Here is a 16,991-nt window from a genome sequence, read left to right on the forward strand (position 1 = left end):
CTCGCGCGGGGCTAGGGAGCCCCTGCTTCCACCGCCGCCGGCTCAGCTTTAGCAGTGCCGCCGGCTGCCTTCTTGGAACCGCGCCGCTCGATCCACACAGCGAGCCGTGAGACGAGGATATTGATGGCGATGTAAATCGCTGCGGCGACGAAGAACACAGGGAACAGGAAGGCGTTGCCCAGGAAGTCCGCCATCACTTGCACAGCGCGCAGCAGCTCACCGTAGGCCACGATATAGCCCAGCGAGGTGTCCTTCAGGAGCACCACCATCTGTGCCACGAGTGAAGGCATCATGCGGCGGATAGCCTGCGGCAATTCGATCAGCATGCGTGAGCGGTAGCTGGTCAGGCCGATGGCCAGGCCGGCTTCCCGCTGGCCCTTGGGCAGGGATGAGATGCCGGCACGGATGATCTCCGCGAAGACGGCCGCGTTGTAGAGCACCAGGCCTGTGACAACGGCGATGAACGGAGAGGTGCCGAAGCCCAGGAGGACAAACAGCATCATCAGGACCACTGGCATGCCACGCAGGAACTCCAGGACTACCCGGACCGGAATGCGGATGATGGGCGAGTCCGCGATGCGGAAGAGGCAGAGCGCGAGTCCCAGCGGGAAGGCGATGACGGCGGCAAGGGCTGCCGCACTGAGGGTTGCGCCCAGGCCATTGCCCAGGAGCCGCCACACATCGGCGCGGGTGAAGATCTGCCAGCGGCGGCCCTCAAAGATTCCCTGCTGGGCAAGAATCATGACGATCCAGGCCACCAGGCCCAGGATCAGTACAGCGCCCGCAATGGAAGCGATCAGGGAAATGCGCCGGGCCTTGGGGCCGGGAACGTCATACAGAACGGAGCTCATCGGGCAATCGCCACCTTTCGTTCCACCGTGCTGGCAAGGATGCCCAGCGGAACGGTGAGGAGCAGATAGAAGAATGCGGTGCCGAGCAGGACCGTGATGACGGCATCGCCGTTGGCATTGGCCAGCTGCCGGCCGTAACCGAAGAGCTCAAGGACGAAGAACGCGCCGGCCACGGACGAGTTCTTCACCAGGGCAATCAGGATGTTGATCAACGGCGGGATCACTGTCCTCAGCGCCTGCGGCAGGATGATGAGGGAGAGCACCTGGCCGAACCCCATCCCGATGCTGCGGGCGGCCTCGGCCTGGCCCACCGGAACACTGTTGACACCGGAACGGACAGCTTCGGCGATGAACGCTGCGGTGTAGGTGCTAAGGGCGATGATCGCGGCAATCTCAAACTGCTCGAACTTGACCCCAAGGCGGGGGAGCACGATGGCAGCGAAGAAGAACGCAATGGTCAGCGGGGTGTTACGGAGAACTTCCACGTAGACCGTGCTGAAGCCCCGCAGTGCTGCGACCGGGGAAACGCGGGCCGCGGCCAGCAGGGTACCGAGCACCAGTGCAATGACCCCGGAAACGGCGGAGAGGAAGAGGGTGCGGAGAAAACCTTCCCAATACAAGGGGAGGTTTTCAATAATGACGTCCATAGGATCCTTCGGCTCTTTGCGTGGACGGAAGGGAAGGCGGACTGCCGCCGGGACCGGACGGACCGGTCCCGGCGGCAGGCGAACAGCCTAGTAGCGGTTGATCGTGGGCAGGCTCGGGGCAGTCTTGATGACTGAACCGGCAGTGGCCTCCCAGGCCTTCTTGTAGTCGCCGTCCTTTTCGAAGGACTCAAGCTGGTCGTTGATCCAGTTGCGGAACTCGGTGTCGTCCTTCTTCAGGCCGATGCCGTAGGGCTCCTTGGTGAAGGTTTCGTCCGAGGCGAGCTTGAAGGCGTCCGGTTCCTTGTCAACGAAGCCTGCGAGGATCACGTTGTCCGTGGTGACTGCTTCAACCTGCTTGTTGCGCAGGGGCTCGAGGCAGGCGGAGTAGGTAGCGGCCGGGACCAGCTCGGCGCCGTACTTGTCCACGATGGTGGCGGCCGGGGTGGAGCCGGTCACGGAGCAGACCTTCTTGCCCTTGACGTCTTCGGGCTTCTTGATGGAATCGTTGTCCTTGTTCACCATCAGGGCCTGGCCGGCTTCGTAGTACGGTCCGGCGAAGCTGACAACCTGCTTGCGCTTGTCGTTGATGGTGTAGGTGGCGATGACCAGGTCAACCTTGCCCTGCTCGATAAAGGGTTCGCGGTTGGCGGAAACGGTCTCGGACCATTCGATCTTGTCCGCGGCGATGCCCAGCTTGGCGGCGATCAGCTTGCCGATTTCAACGTCGAAACCGACGGGCTTGCCGTCCAGGCCCACCTGGCCGAAGAGCGGCTGGTCGAACTTGGTGCCGATCTTGATGGTGCCGGCCGAGGAGAGCTTTTCCATGGTGGTGCCGGCAGCAAACGTCGGCTTTTCCACGGGAGCAGGGTTGCTTCCGCCGCCGGCGTCGCCTCCGCCGCAGGCGCTCAGGGACAGGGCAAGTGCGGCGGTGGCCGCCACAACAAATGATTTCCGCCGGGTCAAAAATGCCTTCATGACATTCCTTTCATTGATGGCCGCGGATCACGGCCTGGGTGCGAACTTGGAGTGTTTGTTCGAAGGGGAATCAGTGGGTAAGGAGCTTGGAGAGGAAGTCCTTGGCGCGGTCGCTCTTGGGGTTCGTGAAGAACTCCTCGGGGGTGGCGTCCTCGACGATCTGGCCATCGGCCATGAAGACAACCCGGTCCGCGGCTTTGCGGGCGAAGCCCATCTCGTGGGTGACCACGATCATGGTCATGCCTTCCTTGGCCAGCTGCACCATGACATCCAGGACCTCGTTGATCATTTCGGGGTCAAGCGCGGAGGTGGGCTCGTCGAAGAGCATGACCTTCGGCTTCATGGCGAGGGCACGGGCGATGGCCACGCGCTGCTGCTGGCCGCCGGAGAGCTGGGCGGGAAGCTTCGGAGCCTGGTGTCCGACGCCCACCCGCTCAAGCAGGGCCATGGCATCCTTGTCAGCCTCGCCTTTCGAAACACCCTTGACCTTGATGGGTCCGAGCGTCACATTCTCGAGGATGGTCTTGTGCGCGAAGAGGTTGAAGGACTGGAACACCATGCCGACGTCGGCGCGCAGCTGGGCCAGCGCCTTGCCCTCTTCGGGAAGGACCTTTCCGTCAATGCTGATGGTGCCGTCCTCGATGGTCTCAAGGCGGTTGATGGCGCGGCAGAGGGTGGACTTACCGGAGCCCGACGGCCCGATGACCACGACAACCTCGCCCTTGCGGACCTGCAGGTTGATGTCCTTCAAAACGTGCAGCTGGCCGTAATGCTTATTTACGGCGTTCAGGGAGACGAGGGCATCGCCGGGCACATGAGTAGTCATAGGAAGAATCTAGCGAAGAACAGCGGGTTATGACGCGAATCACGGCATGTTCCTGCACATCGTGATTCAAGAGATACCTGCCGTGGCTGCGCCGGGAGTCGCGTTAGCCTTGGGGAATGAGCATCAGTGCAGATCCGGCCAAGAACATCCAACCGCGCCGCAAAGGCCCCCTTGAACTCCGCCGAAAGCAGGCGGCGGTGGAAATGTCGGACCAGCACCTGCTTGATACCAAGGGCCCCGGCCAGTTTGTCCATACCGATCCGTGGCGCGTGCTGCGGATCCAGAGCGAATTCGTTGAGGGTTTTGGCGCCCTCGCAGACATCGGCAAGGCGGTCAGCGTCTTCGGGTCGGCACGTACCAAGCCGGGCAGCGTCTACTACGAGATGGGCGTCGAGGTGGGGCGCAAGCTGGCCGAGGCCGGCGTTGCGGTGATCACCGGCGGCGGCCCCGGCTCCATGGAGGCGGCCAACCGGGGCACAGTGGAAGGCAACGGAGTTTCCGTTGGGCTCGGTATTGAACTGCCGTTCGAACAGGGCCTCAACCAGTGGGTGGACCTCGGCATCAATTTCCGCTACTTCTTCGCCCGCAAGACCATGTTCGTGAAATACGCCCAGGGATTCATCGTCCTCCCCGGCGGCCTGGGTACCCTCGACGAACTCTTCGAGGCCATGGTGCTGGTGCAGACGCGGAAGGTGACGTCATTCCCCATCGTCCTGCTCGGCGTCGACTTCTGGGGCCCCATGATCGACTGGATCAAGGGAACCCTGGTGGCCGAGGGCATGGTCTCGGAGAAGGACCTCGACCTGATCCAGGTAGTGGACAGCCCCGCCGAAGCTGTTGAGCGCGTGCTCCATGGTGGCCCTATCCCGCCCCTGAACGGCGAGCAGCGGCCGGAGTAGCACGCCTCCTGCCCGGCACGGTTCTGGCACGATGGGACGGTGAGCTTCTTTCTCGTTTTCCTTGCCATCGTGCTGGCTGGGGCAGTGCTGTGGACCGGCGTCGGGCTGCGCTCGCGGAAGACCGGCCGGCAGGCGTTGCCTGCGCTGCTGGACGGCGGTTTTGAGCAGCCGCCGGCCAACCTTCCGCCGGTACTGCTTCCGGTTGACGCCGCGCCCCGTGACGTGGACAGGGTGCGGTTTGCGCTCGGCCTTCGGGGCTACCGCATGGACCAGGTGGACCAGGTCCTCGATGAACTGCGGGACCAGCTGGCGGCGGCCCGGCAGGAGTCCGACGAGCTGCGGTCACGGCTGCAAACCTTGCAGGCCGGCGCTGGGCACGGGGACAGCCAAGGCGAGGTGTCCGGCGTCGAGCACGGAAAGACGTCCGACGGCGGGACGGCGCCGTCCGCTGCGGACGTCCAGTGAGCACCGTGGACAGCCGCCGCTCGACCCTTGGTTCTGCGCAGGCTGCGGTTGCCAGGGCGGGCGGCGTGGTCCGGCGCTGGCCGTGGTGGGCGCAGGTGTCCGCCATTTACGTGGCCGCCCGGCTGGTCAGCGCCTGCATCTTTATGGCTGCAGCCCTTCACCAGGGCACCAACCCATGGTTTCCGGCCATACCCGACTACTGGAATTTCATCAACATCTGGGATGCCCGGTGGTACGGCGAAGTCATCGCCAACGGCTATCCCACGCAGCTGCCCACTGATGCCCTGGGCAACGTGCAGGAAAACGCCTGGGCGTTCTATCCGCTCTTCCCGGCGCTGGCCCGCGGCCTCAGCGGCCTGACCGGGATGAACCCCGCAGCCTCGCTGACCATCATCGCCATGCTGTCCGGCTGGGCGGCCGCGCTGGTGGTGTATGTGCTCTTCCGGCACAAAGCGGCCCACGGAGCGGCATTGTGGGGAGTGGCGTTCTTCGCCACGTTCCCCGTGTCGGCCGTCCTGCAGGTGCCCTATGCCGAGCCACTCACCCTCCTGCTGTTGGCGGCGGCACTGTTGCTGGTGATCCGCCGGCAGTACCTCTGGGCGATGCCCGTGGTGGTGCTCATGTGCCTGTCCCGCCCCGTGGGGGTGCCCTTCGCAGCGATGCTGGGCATCCTCTTCGTCGCCCGGCTGGTTTCCCGGATGAGGCAGGGGCAGCCAAACCCCACGCACTCGGCCGTGGAACTTGTCCGGCTGGGGGCGCTGACCGGCGTCGCGGGCCTGTCCGCCCTTGCCTGGCCGGCCGCAGCGTGGGCTGCAACGGGTGACATTGAGGCGTATACCAAGACCGAGACGGTGTGGCGCGGGCACGATCTGGTGCCGTTCAGGCCCTGGTTCGATACCGGCGTCGACCTTTTCGGCCCGGTGCTGGGCGTGCTGGCCCCGTTTGTTTTCGTGGCTCTGTTCGCCACCATGCTGTTCCTTCCGCCGGTGGTGCGGCTCGGCGTCGAAATGCGCCTGTGGGGCGCCTGCTATATGGGTTACCTGGTGGTTTTCCTGCACCCGCAGACCAGCACCTTCCGGATGCTGTTGCCCCTTTTCCCGCTGGCACTGGGCGCCGTCCTGCTGTCCCGCTCGAGGGCGTACCGGGGGACGGTGGTGGCAATGTACCTGCTGCTTCAGATGGTCTGGATCGTATGGCTGTGGGCCTGGGCGCAGTTGCCCGGCGGCGGCGATTACCCGCCCTGATTAATTGGGCTTCCGTGCAGGTCAAAGCCGGAATTAAGGCGTGCCGAAAATGTCCATCGATTAGCTACGTGCGGGTAATTCCGGGATAATAGTCAGTAAGCAAGGACAAAAAGCATTCAGAATACGTGCAGCCTTGGCGGTGGAGAGCCCCTCCGTCACAGCGGCCTGATCGACATGCGGACACAGCCCGACCGGGCTGATCAGTCCTGGGACTAAATGGAGGGGAATTCCTCATGGCTGCTATGAAACCACGCACCGGCGACGGCCCAATGGAAGTCACCAAGGAGGGCCGCAGCCTGATCATGCGCGTCCCGCTCGAAGGCGGCGGGCGTCTTGTGGTTGAGCTGAACGCCGCGGAGGCGGCAAACCTCAAGGAATGCCTGGTTGGCGTTACCGAATAATCGTGCCGGACAGGGTCCGCGGCCTGTGGCTGCGGGCCCTGTTCCGTTCCCGGTGCTTTTTCTGCTGCCGCTTGGCCGCCGGCAGGGCGCCGGCGTGGCAACCAGGCAATGCTACTTCTTGACGGCCACCAGCAAGCCGTCCCCGGTGGGGAGCATGGCGGTGGCCAGCCTCTTGTCCTCGCGGATGGCCTTGCCTACCTGCCGCAGGATAACCGTGTTGGGTTCGCGTCCCGCCGGATTGGCAACCTTGTCCTTGTCCAGGGCGTCGTTGATGATCAGCAGTCCGGAACGCTTGAGGAGGCGGACGGCCTGTTCCACGTAGCCGGGCAGGCCGGGCTTGTCGGCGTCGATAAACACGATGTCGTAGGCGTTGTCCGTGAGGCGGGGCAGGACGTCGCCTGCGCGGCCCGAGATGGTGCGGGTCCGGTTGGCAGGGCTGCCGGCTTCGGCGTAGGCCTCGCGGGCGGCTTTCAGGTGCTCGACATCCACGTCGATGGTGGTCAGGACGGCTTGCGGTCCGAGGCCGCGGAGCAGGCACACACCGGACACGCCTGCACCGGTGCCAATTTCGACGGCGGTCTGGGCTTTGGACGCCGCTGCCAGGACAGTAAGGACTGCCCCTACCCCCGGGCCGATGGGGGTTACGCCGAGTTCAAACGAACGCTCCCGGGCCCGAAGCATGACGTCATCCTCAGCGGGCAGATCTTCTGCAAAGGACCAGCTGATGGACTTGTCGGCACTCATTAATGTTCGCTTTCTGGGCGTAGAGGGGGTTGTCTTCTACAGCCTAATGGGTCGGAACGGAACCGTATGGCAGGCGGGCGGTTGCGCCCACGGCATAACTTTCCCGCAGTCAGGAAATTCCCAGCCAAGTTTGAAATGATTATTATCCGCTCATCCAAAAGATGACCGGCGCCGAATCAGAGATGTCAACAGTATCCGGGCGTTAGCATTCCACGAGGGGAGTGGACGATGTCATCTTCAGTAGTGGCACCTGTCCCTGCAGTACAACATCCCGAAGCCGATTGGGTCCGTCCCACTTGGGAAGAAGTGGTCACCAACCACTCGGCCAAAGTCTACCGGCTGGCCTACCGGCTGACCGGCAACAGGTTCGACGCCGAGGACCTCACCCAGGAGGTGTTTGTCCGCGTCTTCCGCTCGCTGGAAAACTTCAAGCCCGGAACGCTGGATGGCTGGCTGCACCGCATTACCACAAACCTCTTCCTGGACCAGGCGCGCCGCAAGACCCGCATCCGTTTTGACGCACTGGCCGAGGACGCCGAGTCCCGCCTCCCCGGACGCGAGCCTGGGCCTGAGCAAAGCTTCGAACTGAACAACCTGGACCTGGACGTCCAGGCCGCCCTGGAGGAACTGCCGCCGGACTTCCGTGCCGCCGTGGTGCTCTGCGACCTTGAAGGCCTGTCCTATGACGAGGTGGCAGCGGCCCTGGGCGTGAAGCTCGGGACAGTCCGGTCCCGGATCCACCGGGGCAGGACCATGCTGCGGGAGAAGCTGGCGCACCGGGACCCGCGTCCGCAGCACGCCCGCCGCAAACTGTCCATGCCGCGCATCGCCGGCATCCTCTGATCGGCACATGAGGCCCCTTTACAACTCCGGCGGCAGGCACGCGCGAACCTCCAGCCACGTGGCGTCCTGCCCGGAATGCGCCCTTGCCATGCGTCGGGAACGCCAGTATCTGGAGCGGCTCCGTGAAGCTCCTATCCCGCCGGCAAGCAATGACCTGACCGCGCGGCTGCTGGAACGGACATCGTTGCTGGCAGCCCAGCCGGTTCCTGCCACGCCTTCCGTCAATGCCTCCCGCACGGCAGCACGGGTCCTGGCCATGGCCGCGGGTGGTACCGTGGCCGCCGCCGGTGTCCTGGGCGTCGGTGCCCTCGTTGCGGCAGGTGAGCCTGTCCCCGGAAATGGCGCTGGGACGGCGACACTTGCCCAGGTCTCGTCGCATACTCCCGCTGACGGAAGGGCCCTCACCGCGGACCAGCTCAGCAGCCTGCGCCAGGAGGGCTGGGCCTGCCCTGTGCTTGAGGCCATGGGGTTCCGCCTGGAGTCCGCCAAGGCCGTGGTCAGGGGCGGACAGCCGGCTGTGGAGCTGCGGCTTAGCGACGGATCGCACTACGCCACGGTGACGGAGCAGCACGCAGGCAATATGGCGGCGGCGGTGAGCCCTCAGGGGACTCCCGTCCAGGTCCTGGGAACCTCGCCGTGGTCGGCCACCTACACGTCCGGGGGGCGGACGTTCACCTTTGAGTCGAACCTGCCCGCCGATCAGGCCGATGATGCAGGGCCCATCCTGGAGCAGGTAGGCGGAGTTGCCGCGGAAGGACTCACGGCGGGGGCATCCAGCAATACCCGGGACGCCGCCGGGGAGCCTTTGGGAAACCGGTTACAGCGCGGAATCAACAGGATCGTGGCCGTCTTTACCCAGTAATGCAGGCTGTTTCCGCCCCCACCGGGCGCGAATCGTCACTGGCAGCCCGGAGAGGGTAATCTTCCTAAAGTGTTTGGTATCAACGGCCCGGAGTTCTTCCTCCTGCTGATCATCGGTGTCCTGGTGATCGGCCCCCAGAGGTTGCCCGAATATACCCAGAAGCTCGCCAACCTGGTGAAGGAAGTCCGGCGCATGGCGTCCGGTGCCCGCGAGCAGATCAAGGAAGAAGTGGGCATCGACATCGACGATGTCGACTGGAAGAAATACGATCCCCGGCAGTACGATCCCCGGCGCATCATCAAGGAAGCGCTGCTGGATGACGACACCAAGCCCGTCAGCTCCGGCGCTCCGGCCGCAGTGGCGGCCGTTGCAGGCGCAGCCGCAGTGGGGGCGGCAGATGAGTCCGCTCCATCCCGGCCGGAACGCGTGGTGCAGAGCCTGCCACCCGGCGAGGCCGCACCGTTCGATACCGAGGCCACCTGAGCCGTTCCGGCAATCCGCCAGCGGGCGCAGAAAAAGCCTCGCTAGCGGGGCTGCAGGCCCAGCTTCATTCCCGCCAGGCCGCGCGGCTTTGAAGCCAGCCCCGCGGCAATCCCCGTCAAAGCAGCAGCCGCCGCCGTGTCCGGCTGGCCAATCACGATCGGCGCCCCCGCGTCGCCGCCCTCCCGCAGTTTGATGTCCAGCGGGATCTGGCCGAGCAAGGGAACGTCGGCGCCCACGGCCGCTGTCAGCCGCTCGGTGAGCACCGCCCCGCCGCCGCTTCCGAACAGTTCCATCCTGCCGCCGTCGGGCATCTCAAGGTAGGACATGTTCTCGATGACGCCCGCAACTTTCTGCCCCGTCTGGGTAGCGATGGCGCCGGCGCGCTCGGCGACGTCCGCCGCGGCGGCCTGCGGAGTGGTGACCACAAGGATCTCGGCCTTGGGCAGCAGCTGGGCCACCGAAATGGCAATGTCTCCGGTACCCGGCGGAAGGTCGAGGAAGAGGGCGTCCAGGTCGCCGAAGTAGACGTCCGTGAGGAACTGCTCCAGTGCCCGGTGCAGCATTGGCCCGCGCCAGGCCACGGGCTGGTTGCCGGTAACGAACATGCCGATGGAAATGACTTTCACGCCGTAGGCCACAGGCGGGAGGATCATGTCGTCCACGCGGGTGGGGGCCTGGGTGATGCCCATGAGCGCCGGAACAGAGAAACCGTAGACATCCGCGTCTACGATCCCCACCCGCAGCCCCTGCGCTGCCAGCGCCGTGGCGAGGTTGACGGTGACAGAAGACTTGCCCACCCCGCCCTTGCCGCTGGCCACCGCATAGACCTTCGTCAGGGAACCGGGCTGGTTGAAGGGGATGCCGCGCTGCCCGCCGGGCCCGCGAAGCTTCTCCTTGAGGGCATCCCGCTGGGCCTGGTCCATGACCTTGAGCCCGACGTCGACGCCGGTCACCCCCGGGACTGCTGCCAGTGCCGACTCGGTGTCGGACGTGATGGTGTCCCTCAGCGGGCAGCCGGCGATGGTGAGCAGGACCGTGAGGCTGACCTTGCCGTCTCCGGACACGTGAACACTGTCCACCATGCCGAGTTCGGTGATGGGACGCCGCAACTCAGGATCAATGACAGAGGCGAGGGCGTCGTTGACGTCCTGAAGGAGCGGGGAATTGCCGGGTGTTGCTGTATCCATGAAGGGTGTTTACCGGTCCTGGCTGGAATGGCCGGGCTTAACCCGGGGGATCTGCTGCGTACGGGGATTGCGCTGGCGTTCGCGTTGTTCGCGGAGCTTTTCCTTGACCTTGTCCTTCGGCGACTCGTGGCTTCCCTGGCCGGTGGCGTCGTGCGTGCGCAGCTCTTCCTGGGCTTCCAGCATGTCCTCCAGCAGGGACCGCAGTTCGGCGCGGACGTAGTCCCGGGTGGCTACTTCGCGCAGGGCGATCCGCAGGGAGGCAAGTTCCCGTGTGAGGTACTCGGTGTCGGACAGGTTCCGCTCGGCGCGCTGGCGGTCCTGCTGCAGCGACACACGGTCGCGGTCGTCTTGCCGGTTCTGGGCCAGCAGCAGCAGCGGTGCCGCATACGAAGCCTGGAGGGACAGCATCAGCGTCAGCAACGTGAAGCCGAGGTCGCGGGAGTCGAACTGCCAGTCAACCGGGGCCCAGGTGTTCCAACCCAGCCAGAAAATACAGAAAATGGTCATGTAGACCAGGAACTGCGGAGTACCCATGAAGCGGGCGAAACCCTCTGTGGCATGGCCAAATGCGTCGGGGTCCGGGGAGAACTTGGGCAGGATCCGTTGCCGGCCGCTCAGCGGTGTGTCCAGGCTGCCTTTGTTGCTCTTGGACGCGGCGGTGCCGGCGTTCCGCTGGTTGGGGTTTTTCGGAGCGCTGTTGTCAGCCAATACGGCCACCGAGCCTTCTTATCGGGGCCTCGCCATCATGGGCGCGCCAATCATCCGGCAACAGATGATCCAAAACGTCATCAACAGTCACCGCCCCCACAAGCCGGCCGGCGTCGTTGACCACCGGAAGGGAGTTCAGGTTATAGGTTGCCAGGGTCCGCGCCACTTCGCTGATGTGGGCCTGGTCGGACAACGGCTCAAGGTTCTTGTCCACCAGGTTGCCCAGCGGCTCGAATGGCGGGAACCGGAGCAGCTGCTGAATGTGCACCACACCCAGGAAGCGGCCGGTGGGAGTCTCCATGGGTGGCCTGGCAATGAAGATGGACGAGGCCAGGGCGGGGGAGAGTTCCTCGCGCCGGACGTGTGCCAGCGCTTCAGCCACGGTGGCTTCGGGAGGCAGGATGACCGGGACCGGCGTCATGAGGCCGCCCGCAGTGTCCTCGTCGTATTCCAGGAGCCGGCGAACGTCCTCGGCGCCCTCGGGCTCCATCAGCTGGAGGAGTTCCTCCGCCTGCGCCGACGGAAGCTCACCAAGGAGGTCGGCGGCGTCATCCGGGTCCATTTCCTCGAGCACGTCGGCGGCCCGCTGGATGTCCAGGGCGGAAAGGATCTCCACCTGGTCGTCCTCCGGCAGTTCCTGGAGGACGTCTGCCAGGCGCTCATCCTGCAGTTCGGCGGCCACTTCGAAACGCCGCTTGTCGCTCATCTCCTGGAGCGCCTCGGCGAAGTCTGCCGGTTTGAGGTCCTCGTGGTTGGCCACGAACTGGGTTGCTGCCTGCGGCTCGGTGCGTGCGCCCTGCTGGGCGTCGGCCCAGTCGATGATGAGGGTTTCGTTGCGGCGCAGGCGGCTGAGCGGGGACAGGGAATGCCCCCGCCGGACGAAGAGCTTGCTGACGAACCAGTCGCGGGACCTGTGCTGGTCCATGGCGATGTCCTCGATGGTGGCGTCGCCGCTGCCGTCCCGCAGGGTCACACGGCGGTCGAACATCTCGGCCACCACCAGCGTTTCCGCGCCGCGCTGTTCGAACCTGCGCAGGTTGACCAGGCCCGTGCAGATGACCTGCGTCTGGTCGATGGACGTGATGCGCGTCATCGGCACGAAGACGCGTTTCTTCCCCGGCACTTCGACGACGATACCCACCACGTGTGGGGTCCCCTGGGAACCGCGGGAGAGCACCACAACATCGCGTAACCGGCCCAGCCGGTCACCCAGGGGGTCGAAGACGTCGAGTCCCAGAAGGCGCGCCACGAAGACACGGGTAGGTGTTGTGCTCACTTGTACAGGCTACCGAGTCTGCTCACTTTTAGCTGAATTTACAGGCAGCACACAACCTCATGGGCAAGAATGGGGGTATGGCAAACATTTTTGGTGCTCCCCGGACAGGTGGCCCCAACGGCCTTGACCAAGCCAGGGCCGTCCCCACCGGCGACACCGTGGGTTCCTACACCTCCTACCTGGATGCCCAGAAGGCGGTGGACTACCTCGCCGACCAGCAATTCCCGGTACAGATGGTGTCCATTGTGGGCAACGAACTGAAGATGGTGGAACGGGTCACCGGACGCCTCAGCTACCCCCGTGTTGCCCTCTCCGGAGCCCTCAGCGGTATGTGGTTTGGCCTGTTCGTGGGAGTGATGCTCTCCTTCTTCGCGCCGTCACCCGGGTACTTCTCCATCCTCACCTCAGTGTTGATGGGTGCCGCGTTCTTCATGCTGTTCGGCATCGTTACCTACGCGATGCAGCGCGGCAAGCGGGACTTCACGTCCACCAGCCAGGTGGTGGCCACCAGCTATGACGTCATCGTGGCGCAGGAGGCAGCGCAGGAGGCCCGCCGCCTGCTGCAGCAGCTTCCCATGACCCGATCGGACGCTGCCGGCGGCAACGGCCACCAGCCGCGGCACGGCTACCAGAACCAGCCGTATGACCAGCAGAACCAGCAGTACAACCAGCCGAACCAGCCTTACAACCAGCCGAACCAGCCGTACAACCAGCAGGGTCCGGCACGCCCCACGGGCTGGAACGATTCCTACGGCCAGCACGGACATACGCAGGACTCCGGCTACCCCGCGCAGGGCCAGCCCCAGTCGCCGCAGCAGGACGCGCAGCAGCACCAGGGGCAGCAGTACGACGGCGGCCAGCACCAGCAGCCGGTGGCCGCACCGTCCCGCGCGGTCAGGTACCCCGACCTCCCCGACGGGCGGCCGCAGTACGGCGTGAGGCTTCCGCAGGGCCAGGACGGCGGAACACCGCAGCCTGCCGCACCCGCGCAGCCGGAGGCCGGCCCGCAGCACCCCGGTGAGGCACCTGCCGGCGAAGGCCAGGACGCCGGCAATGCAGAGCGGCCCGCGGACCCGCGGCACTAGGGACAGCAGCAAGAAGCGGTGCCGCCGGAGGAATCCGGCGGCACCGCTTCTTTGTGTGCCTGTTCTGTGGCCAGCCTGGCGTTAGCCCTGGGGCGCCTGCCGTGACTCGTCCGCCTCACGGTAAATGCCGGCCATCCACGTCTCCACATCCTCCGGCGTGCGGGGCAACGCAGCGCTGAGGTTGACTGGCCCGTCGGCGGTCATGAGGATGTCGTCTTCGATGCGGACACCGATGCCTCGGTATTCCTCGGGGATGGCCAGGTCCTCGTCCTTGAAGTACAGGCCCGGTTCTATGGTGAAGACCATGCCTTCGGCCAGGACGCCGTCGAGGTACAGCTCCCGCTTGGCCTGGGCGCAGTCGTGGACGTCGAGGCCGAGGTGGTGGCTGGTGCCGTGCGGCATCCACCGGCGGTGCTGCTGGCCTTCGGGGCTGATGGCTTCTTCCACGCTGACGGGAAGGAGGCCCCATTCGGCGAGGCGTTCTGCCAGTACGGTGGTGGCGGCGGTGTGGATGTCGCGGAACTTCGTGCCCGGCTGCGCTGCCGCGAACCCGGCGTCGGCCGCGTCAAGGACCGCCTGGTACACCTTGCGCTGCACATCGCTGAACGTGCCACTCGCAGGCAGGGTGCGGGTGATGTCGGCGGTGTACAGGGAGTCGGCCTCGACCCCGGCGTCCAGGAGCAGGAGCTCACCGGCGTGGATCTTGCCGGTATTGCGCGTCCAGTGCAGCACTGTGGCGTTGTTGCCGGACGCGGCGATGGTGTCGTAGCCCAGCTCGTTGCCCACCTCGCGGGCGCGTGCGAAGAAGGCGCCTTCCACTACCCGCTCGCCGCGGGCATGGGTCAGGGCACGCGGCAGGACCTTGACCACTTCTTCGAAGCCTTCCACCGTGGCGGCCACGGCGAGCTCCATCTGCCCGATCTCCCACTCGTCCTTGATCAGGCGCAGCTCGGAGAGGGCTTCGCTGAGCTTCTCGTCCAGTGCGTCAAGGACGCCCATGTCCAGGTTCTCGGGATCCTTAGCGGTGTTGTATCGGGCAGTGTCCACCAGGGCATCGATGTTTTCGTCCACCTTGCGGACCAGGCGGATGGAGATGCCGCCGATCTCGGGCGCACCCACGTTCTTGGTGATGGCCGTTTCCAGCTGGTCGATGTGCCCGGTAGCCAGGCCAAGGCGCGCTTCGAACTCGGCCAGGGTGGGCCGGGCACCAATCCAGAATTCGCCGGAGCGGGAGTCGGCATAGAACTGCTCCGTATCCCTGCCCGCCAGCGGACGGAAGTAGAGCGTGGCGCGGTGGTTGCCGCCGTCGTCGCCCTTTCCTTCATCAACCGGTTCAAGCACCAGGACGGCGTCCGGCTCGTGGTCCAGGCCCAGTCCGGTCAGGTGGGCAAAGCCGGAATGCGGCCGGAACCGGTAATCGCAGTCGTTGGAGCGGACCTTGGGCGGACCGGCCGGAAGGACCAGGCGTTCACCTTTGAACTGGGCGGAGATGGCCTTGCGCCGGGTCGCGGCGTGGCCTGCAACATCGTCCCGGCCGGGAAGTTCGCGGCTGGACGGCGCCCAGTTACTGGCCATGAAGGCCTTGAAGGCGTCGGAACTGGGCCGCTGCGAGCGGTTGTTGACGCGCTCCTCCAGCGGCTGGTTAGCAGAGGTGGGGGTGTTTTCGGCATCGTTCACGGGACCATCGTCTCACCAGCGTCCCGCCTGCGCGAACAGCCTCCGGTGCCTGAGCCGCAGGGTCAACTAGTCTGTACAGGTGAGGATCGACCTGCATGCCCACTCCAACGTCTCCGACGGCACGGAGAAACCCGCCGACGTCATGGCGTCTGCCGCCCGCGCGGGCCTGGACGTGGTGGCGCTGACCGACCATGACTCCACGGACGGGTGGGCGGAAGCATCTGCCGCCGCGATCGAGGTGGGGGTGGCACTGGTCCCCGGCATGGAGGTGTCCTGCCGGACCGCGGAGGGCATCAGCGTCCACCTGCTCAGCTACCTGCATGACCCCTCGCATCCCGGGCTGCTCGAGGAAATCACGAAGGCCAAGGAAGCCCGCCATACCCGCGCGGAGCGGATGGTCACGCTCCTGGCCGAGGATTATCCCCTCACGTGGGACGACGTCATCCACCATGTGGCGCCGGGGGCCACGCTGGGCCGCCCGCACATCGCCGACGCCCTGGTGGCGGCAGGCGTCGTGGAGGACCGCTCGGAGGCCTTCGCCTCCATCCTGACCTCCCGCTCCCGCTACTTCATCCCGCACTACGCACCCAACCCGGCGGTCGCCGTCGAGCTGGTCCGCGCTGCCGGCGGTGTTCCCGTGTTCGCCCATCCGGTGGCGTCCTCCCGCGGCAGGATCGTGGGGGAGCGGGTCTACCGGGAAATGATCGATGCGGGGTTGGCGGGGCTTGAGGTCGATCACCGCGACAACCCCGAGGAAGGACGCGGCTTCCTGCGCCGCCTGGCCGCGGAGAACAACCTGCTGATCACCGGGTCCTCGGACTACCACGGCACCGGCAAGCCGAACCTGCTGGGCGAAAACCTGACCGCACCGCAGGTGCTGGCGCGGATCGAGGAACTGGGTTCGGGGACCGCCGTCGTCCGCTGAACCCTGGTGCGGCCTACTTGGGCTGGTGTTCAACGAGTGTTGCGTGCGCACCCAGCCGTTTGGCCATGATGTCCACGGCCGGCTGGTTCTGGTCCACGCACACGAACTTGCGGCCCAGCTTGGCCGCCACTGCACCGAGGGTTCCGGAGCCGGCGAAGAAGTCCAGGCACCAGTCGCCGGGCCGGCTGGACGCTGAGACGACACGGCGGACAAGACCCTCAGGCTTTTGCGTGGGGTACCCGGTCTTTTCTTTGCCGGTGGGGGAAACAATGGTGTGCCACCAGACGTCGGTGGGCAGTTTTCCCAGCTCGCGCTTGGCCGGAGTGACGAGGCCCGGTGCCATGTACGGCTCCCTGTCCACTTCGGCGTTGTCGAAGTGGTACTTGGACGGGTTCTTGACGTACACGAGGATGTTGTCGTGCTTGGTGGGCCAGCGGTTCCTGGCGCGGGCACCGTAGTCGTAGGCCCAAATGATCTCATTCAGGAAGCATTCACGGCCGAAGATGGCGTCCAGCATCACCTTTGCATAGTGCACCTCGCGGTAATCCAGGTGCAGGTAGAGCGTGCCGTCGTCGGCCAGCAGCCGCCAGGCTTCCACCAGGCGCGGCTCCAGGAAGGACCAGTAATCGCTGAAGGCGTCGTCGTAGCGGTGCAGGGCGCCCTTGATCGTGTCATAAGAACGGCCCTTGAAGCCCACACGGTCACCGCTGCCGCCGGCGTTGGCAACCATGCGGGTCTCCTGCCGGCTCTGGGCCCGGCCGGTGTTGAAGGGCGGGTCCACGTAGATCAGCGTGAAGGCGCCGTCCGGCAGCGTGGGGAGGTACTGCGCGTTGTCCGCGTGCACCACCAGGCTGCCGCCGTCCGGCGCCCAAACAGTGTTCGTCATTCGGTCA

At 65.5% G+C, this 16,991-nt stretch carries 19 protein-coding genes; 9 read left to right on the forward strand and 10 right to left on the reverse strand.

Annotation, left to right across the window (positions count from 1 at the left end):
• Positions 1-11: 11 nt before the first annotated feature.
• From UC32_RS02825 to UC32_RS02840, 4 genes are all read right to left on the reverse strand, one after another.
• Positions 12-851 (reverse strand): amino acid ABC transporter permease, encoded by an 840-nt coding sequence (locus UC32_RS02825; RefSeq protein ID WP_045729690.1) that lies wholly within the window; start codon positions 849-851, stop codon positions 12-14.
• On the reverse strand, positions 848-1,498 hold the full coding sequence (locus UC32_RS02830; protein ID WP_045729691.1) for an amino acid ABC transporter permease: 651 nt from the start codon (positions 1,496-1,498) through the stop codon (positions 848-850). Before UC32_RS02830 ends, UC32_RS02825 begins: the two co-directional genes overlap by 4 nt.
• A gap of 87 nt (positions 1,499-1,585) precedes the next feature.
• Positions 1,586-2,473 (reverse strand): glutamate ABC transporter substrate-binding protein, encoded by an 888-nt coding sequence (locus tag UC32_RS02835; protein ID WP_045729692.1) that lies wholly within the window; start codon positions 2,471-2,473, stop codon positions 1,586-1,588.
• Positions 2,474-2,543: 70 nt separating this feature from the next.
• Positions 2,544-3,299: an amino acid ABC transporter ATP-binding protein gene (locus UC32_RS02840; protein ID WP_015937697.1), complete on the reverse strand. Its 756-nt coding sequence runs from the start codon at positions 3,297-3,299 to the stop codon at positions 2,544-2,546.
• A 116-nt stretch (positions 3,300-3,415) separates the two neighbouring features.
• Here UC32_RS02840 and UC32_RS02845 point away from each other — a divergent pair, with 116 nt between their 5' ends.
• The 4 genes from UC32_RS02845 (at position 3,416) to UC32_RS20210 (ending at position 6,308) form a co-directional block, all read left to right on the forward strand.
• On the forward strand, positions 3,416-4,198 hold the full coding sequence (locus UC32_RS02845) for an LOG family protein (protein ID WP_045729693.1): 783 nt from the start codon (positions 3,416-3,418) through the stop codon (positions 4,196-4,198).
• Between the two features lie 39 nt (positions 4,199-4,237).
• Entirely contained in the window at positions 4,238-4,663 is a 426-nt protein-coding gene (locus tag UC32_RS02850; protein ID WP_045729694.1) for a DivIVA domain-containing protein, read from the forward strand.
• Positions 4,660-5,907, forward strand: a complete 1,248-nt coding sequence (locus UC32_RS02855; RefSeq protein WP_045729695.1) for a hypothetical protein — start codon at positions 4,660-4,662, stop codon at positions 5,905-5,907. Before UC32_RS02850 ends, UC32_RS02855 begins: the two co-directional genes overlap by 4 nt.
• Before the next feature lie 233 nt (positions 5,908-6,140).
• Positions 6,141-6,308, forward strand: a complete 168-nt coding sequence (locus UC32_RS20210) for a DUF3117 domain-containing protein (protein ID WP_009357720.1) — start codon at positions 6,141-6,143, stop codon at positions 6,306-6,308.
• Positions 6,309-6,419: 111 nt separating this feature from the next.
• Here the strand turns inward: UC32_RS20210 and UC32_RS02860 are convergent, their stop codons facing one another.
• Entirely contained in the window at positions 6,420-7,052 is a 633-nt protein-coding gene (locus tag UC32_RS02860) for an O-methyltransferase (protein ID WP_015937693.1), read from the reverse strand.
• Between the two features lie 228 nt (positions 7,053-7,280).
• On the opposite strand from UC32_RS02860, the gene sigE reads away from it, so the two are divergent.
• From sigE to UC32_RS02875, 3 genes are all read left to right on the forward strand, one after another.
• On the forward strand, positions 7,281-7,895 hold the full coding sequence (gene sigE / locus UC32_RS02865; RefSeq protein WP_045729696.1) for an RNA polymerase sigma factor SigE: 615 nt from the start codon (positions 7,281-7,283) through the stop codon (positions 7,893-7,895).
• A 7-nt stretch (positions 7,896-7,902) separates the two neighbouring features.
• A complete protein-coding gene (locus UC32_RS02870) occupies positions 7,903-8,757 on the forward strand; it encodes an anti-sigma factor (RefSeq protein WP_045729697.1) in 855 nt (284 codons plus the stop codon).
• A 69-nt stretch (positions 8,758-8,826) separates the two neighbouring features.
• Positions 8,827-9,240, forward strand: a complete 414-nt coding sequence (locus UC32_RS02875; protein ID WP_045729698.1) for a Sec-independent protein translocase family protein — start codon at positions 8,827-8,829, stop codon at positions 9,238-9,240.
• Between the two features lie 41 nt (positions 9,241-9,281).
• On the opposite strand, the gene UC32_RS02880 is transcribed toward UC32_RS02875, so the two are convergent.
• From UC32_RS02880 to UC32_RS02890, 3 genes are read right to left on the reverse strand one after another with little or no spacing between them, the layout of a single operon-like run.
• A complete protein-coding gene (locus UC32_RS02880) occupies positions 9,282-10,427 on the reverse strand; it encodes an Mrp/NBP35 family ATP-binding protein (RefSeq protein ID WP_045729699.1) in 1,146 nt (381 codons plus the stop codon).
• 9 nt (positions 10,428-10,436) lie between these two features.
• Complete coding sequence (locus tag UC32_RS02885; protein ID WP_045729700.1) at positions 10,437-11,144, reverse strand: DUF1003 domain-containing protein; 708 nt, start codon at positions 11,142-11,144, stop codon at positions 10,437-10,439.
• The gene (locus tag UC32_RS02890; protein WP_045729701.1) at positions 11,128-12,411 is read right to left on the reverse strand and encodes a magnesium transporter MgtE N-terminal domain-containing protein; all 1,284 of its coding nucleotides are present in this window, start codon (positions 12,409-12,411) and stop codon (positions 11,128-11,130) included. Before UC32_RS02890 ends, UC32_RS02885 begins: the two co-directional genes overlap by 17 nt.
• A gap of 77 nt (positions 12,412-12,488) precedes the next feature.
• On the opposite strand from UC32_RS02890, the gene UC32_RS02895 reads away from it, so the two are divergent.
• On the forward strand, positions 12,489-13,496 hold the full coding sequence (locus UC32_RS02895; RefSeq protein WP_045729702.1) for a YflT domain-containing protein: 1,008 nt from the start codon (positions 12,489-12,491) through the stop codon (positions 13,494-13,496).
• 81 nt (positions 13,497-13,577) lie between these two features.
• Here the strand turns inward: UC32_RS02895 and UC32_RS02900 are convergent, their stop codons facing one another.
• The gene (locus tag UC32_RS02900) at positions 13,578-15,173 is read right to left on the reverse strand and encodes an aminopeptidase P family protein (RefSeq protein ID WP_045729703.1); all 1,596 of its coding nucleotides are present in this window, start codon (positions 15,171-15,173) and stop codon (positions 13,578-13,580) included.
• Between the two features lie 79 nt (positions 15,174-15,252).
• Between UC32_RS02900 and UC32_RS02905 the strand changes: the two genes are divergently transcribed.
• Complete coding sequence (locus tag UC32_RS02905) at positions 15,253-16,098, forward strand: PHP domain-containing protein (protein ID WP_045729704.1); 846 nt, start codon at positions 15,253-15,255, stop codon at positions 16,096-16,098.
• A 13-nt stretch (positions 16,099-16,111) separates the two neighbouring features.
• On the opposite strand, the gene UC32_RS02910 is transcribed toward UC32_RS02905, so the two are convergent.
• Entirely contained in the window at positions 16,112-16,984 is an 873-nt protein-coding gene (locus UC32_RS02910; RefSeq protein ID WP_045729705.1) for a DNA-methyltransferase, read from the reverse strand.
• Positions 16,985-16,991: the final 7 nt, after the last annotated feature.

It is taken from the genome of Pseudarthrobacter chlorophenolicus (assembly GCF_000962805.1).
GTDB classification, from domain to species: domain Bacteria; phylum Actinomycetota; class Actinomycetes; order Actinomycetales; family Micrococcaceae; genus Arthrobacter; species Arthrobacter chlorophenolicus_A.

Excerpts from the sequence above, each read along its gene's own strand:
- UC32_RS02835 (WP_045729692.1), bottom strand. The coding sequence starts at position 2,473 with ATGAAGGCATTTTTGACCCGGCGGAAATCATTTGTTGTGGCGGCCACC.
- UC32_RS02880 (WP_045729699.1), bottom strand. The coding sequence starts at position 10,427 with ATGGATACAGCAACACCCGGCAATTCCCCGCTCCTTCAGGACGTCAAC.
- sigE (WP_045729696.1), top strand. The coding sequence starts at position 7,281 with ATGTCATCTTCAGTAGTGGCACCTGTCCCTGCAGTACAACATCCCGAA.
- UC32_RS02860 (WP_015937693.1), bottom strand. The coding sequence starts at position 7,052 with ATGAGTGCCGACAAGTCCATCAGCTGGTCCTTTGCAGAAGATCTGCCC.
- UC32_RS02825 (WP_045729690.1), bottom strand. The coding sequence starts at position 851 with ATGAGCTCCGTTCTGTATGACGTTCCCGGCCCCAAGGCCCGGCGCATT.
- UC32_RS02870 (WP_045729697.1), top strand. The coding sequence starts at position 7,903 with ATGAGGCCCCTTTACAACTCCGGCGGCAGGCACGCGCGAACCTCCAGC.
- UC32_RS02895 (WP_045729702.1), top strand. The coding sequence starts at position 12,489 with ATGGCAAACATTTTTGGTGCTCCCCGGACAGGTGGCCCCAACGGCCTT.
- UC32_RS02845 (WP_045729693.1), top strand. The coding sequence starts at position 3,416 with ATGAGCATCAGTGCAGATCCGGCCAAGAACATCCAACCGCGCCGCAAA.
- UC32_RS02910 (WP_045729705.1), bottom strand. The coding sequence starts at position 16,984 with ATGACGAACACTGTTTGGGCGCCGGACGGCGGCAGCCTGGTGGTGCAC.
- UC32_RS20210 (WP_009357720.1), top strand. The coding sequence starts at position 6,141 with ATGGCTGCTATGAAACCACGCACCGGCGACGGCCCAATGGAAGTCACC.
- UC32_RS02840 (WP_015937697.1), bottom strand. The coding sequence starts at position 3,299 with ATGACTACTCATGTGCCCGGCGATGCCCTCGTCTCCCTGAACGCCGTA.
- UC32_RS02830 (WP_045729691.1), bottom strand. The coding sequence starts at position 1,498 with ATGGACGTCATTATTGAAAACCTCCCCTTGTATTGGGAAGGTTTTCTC.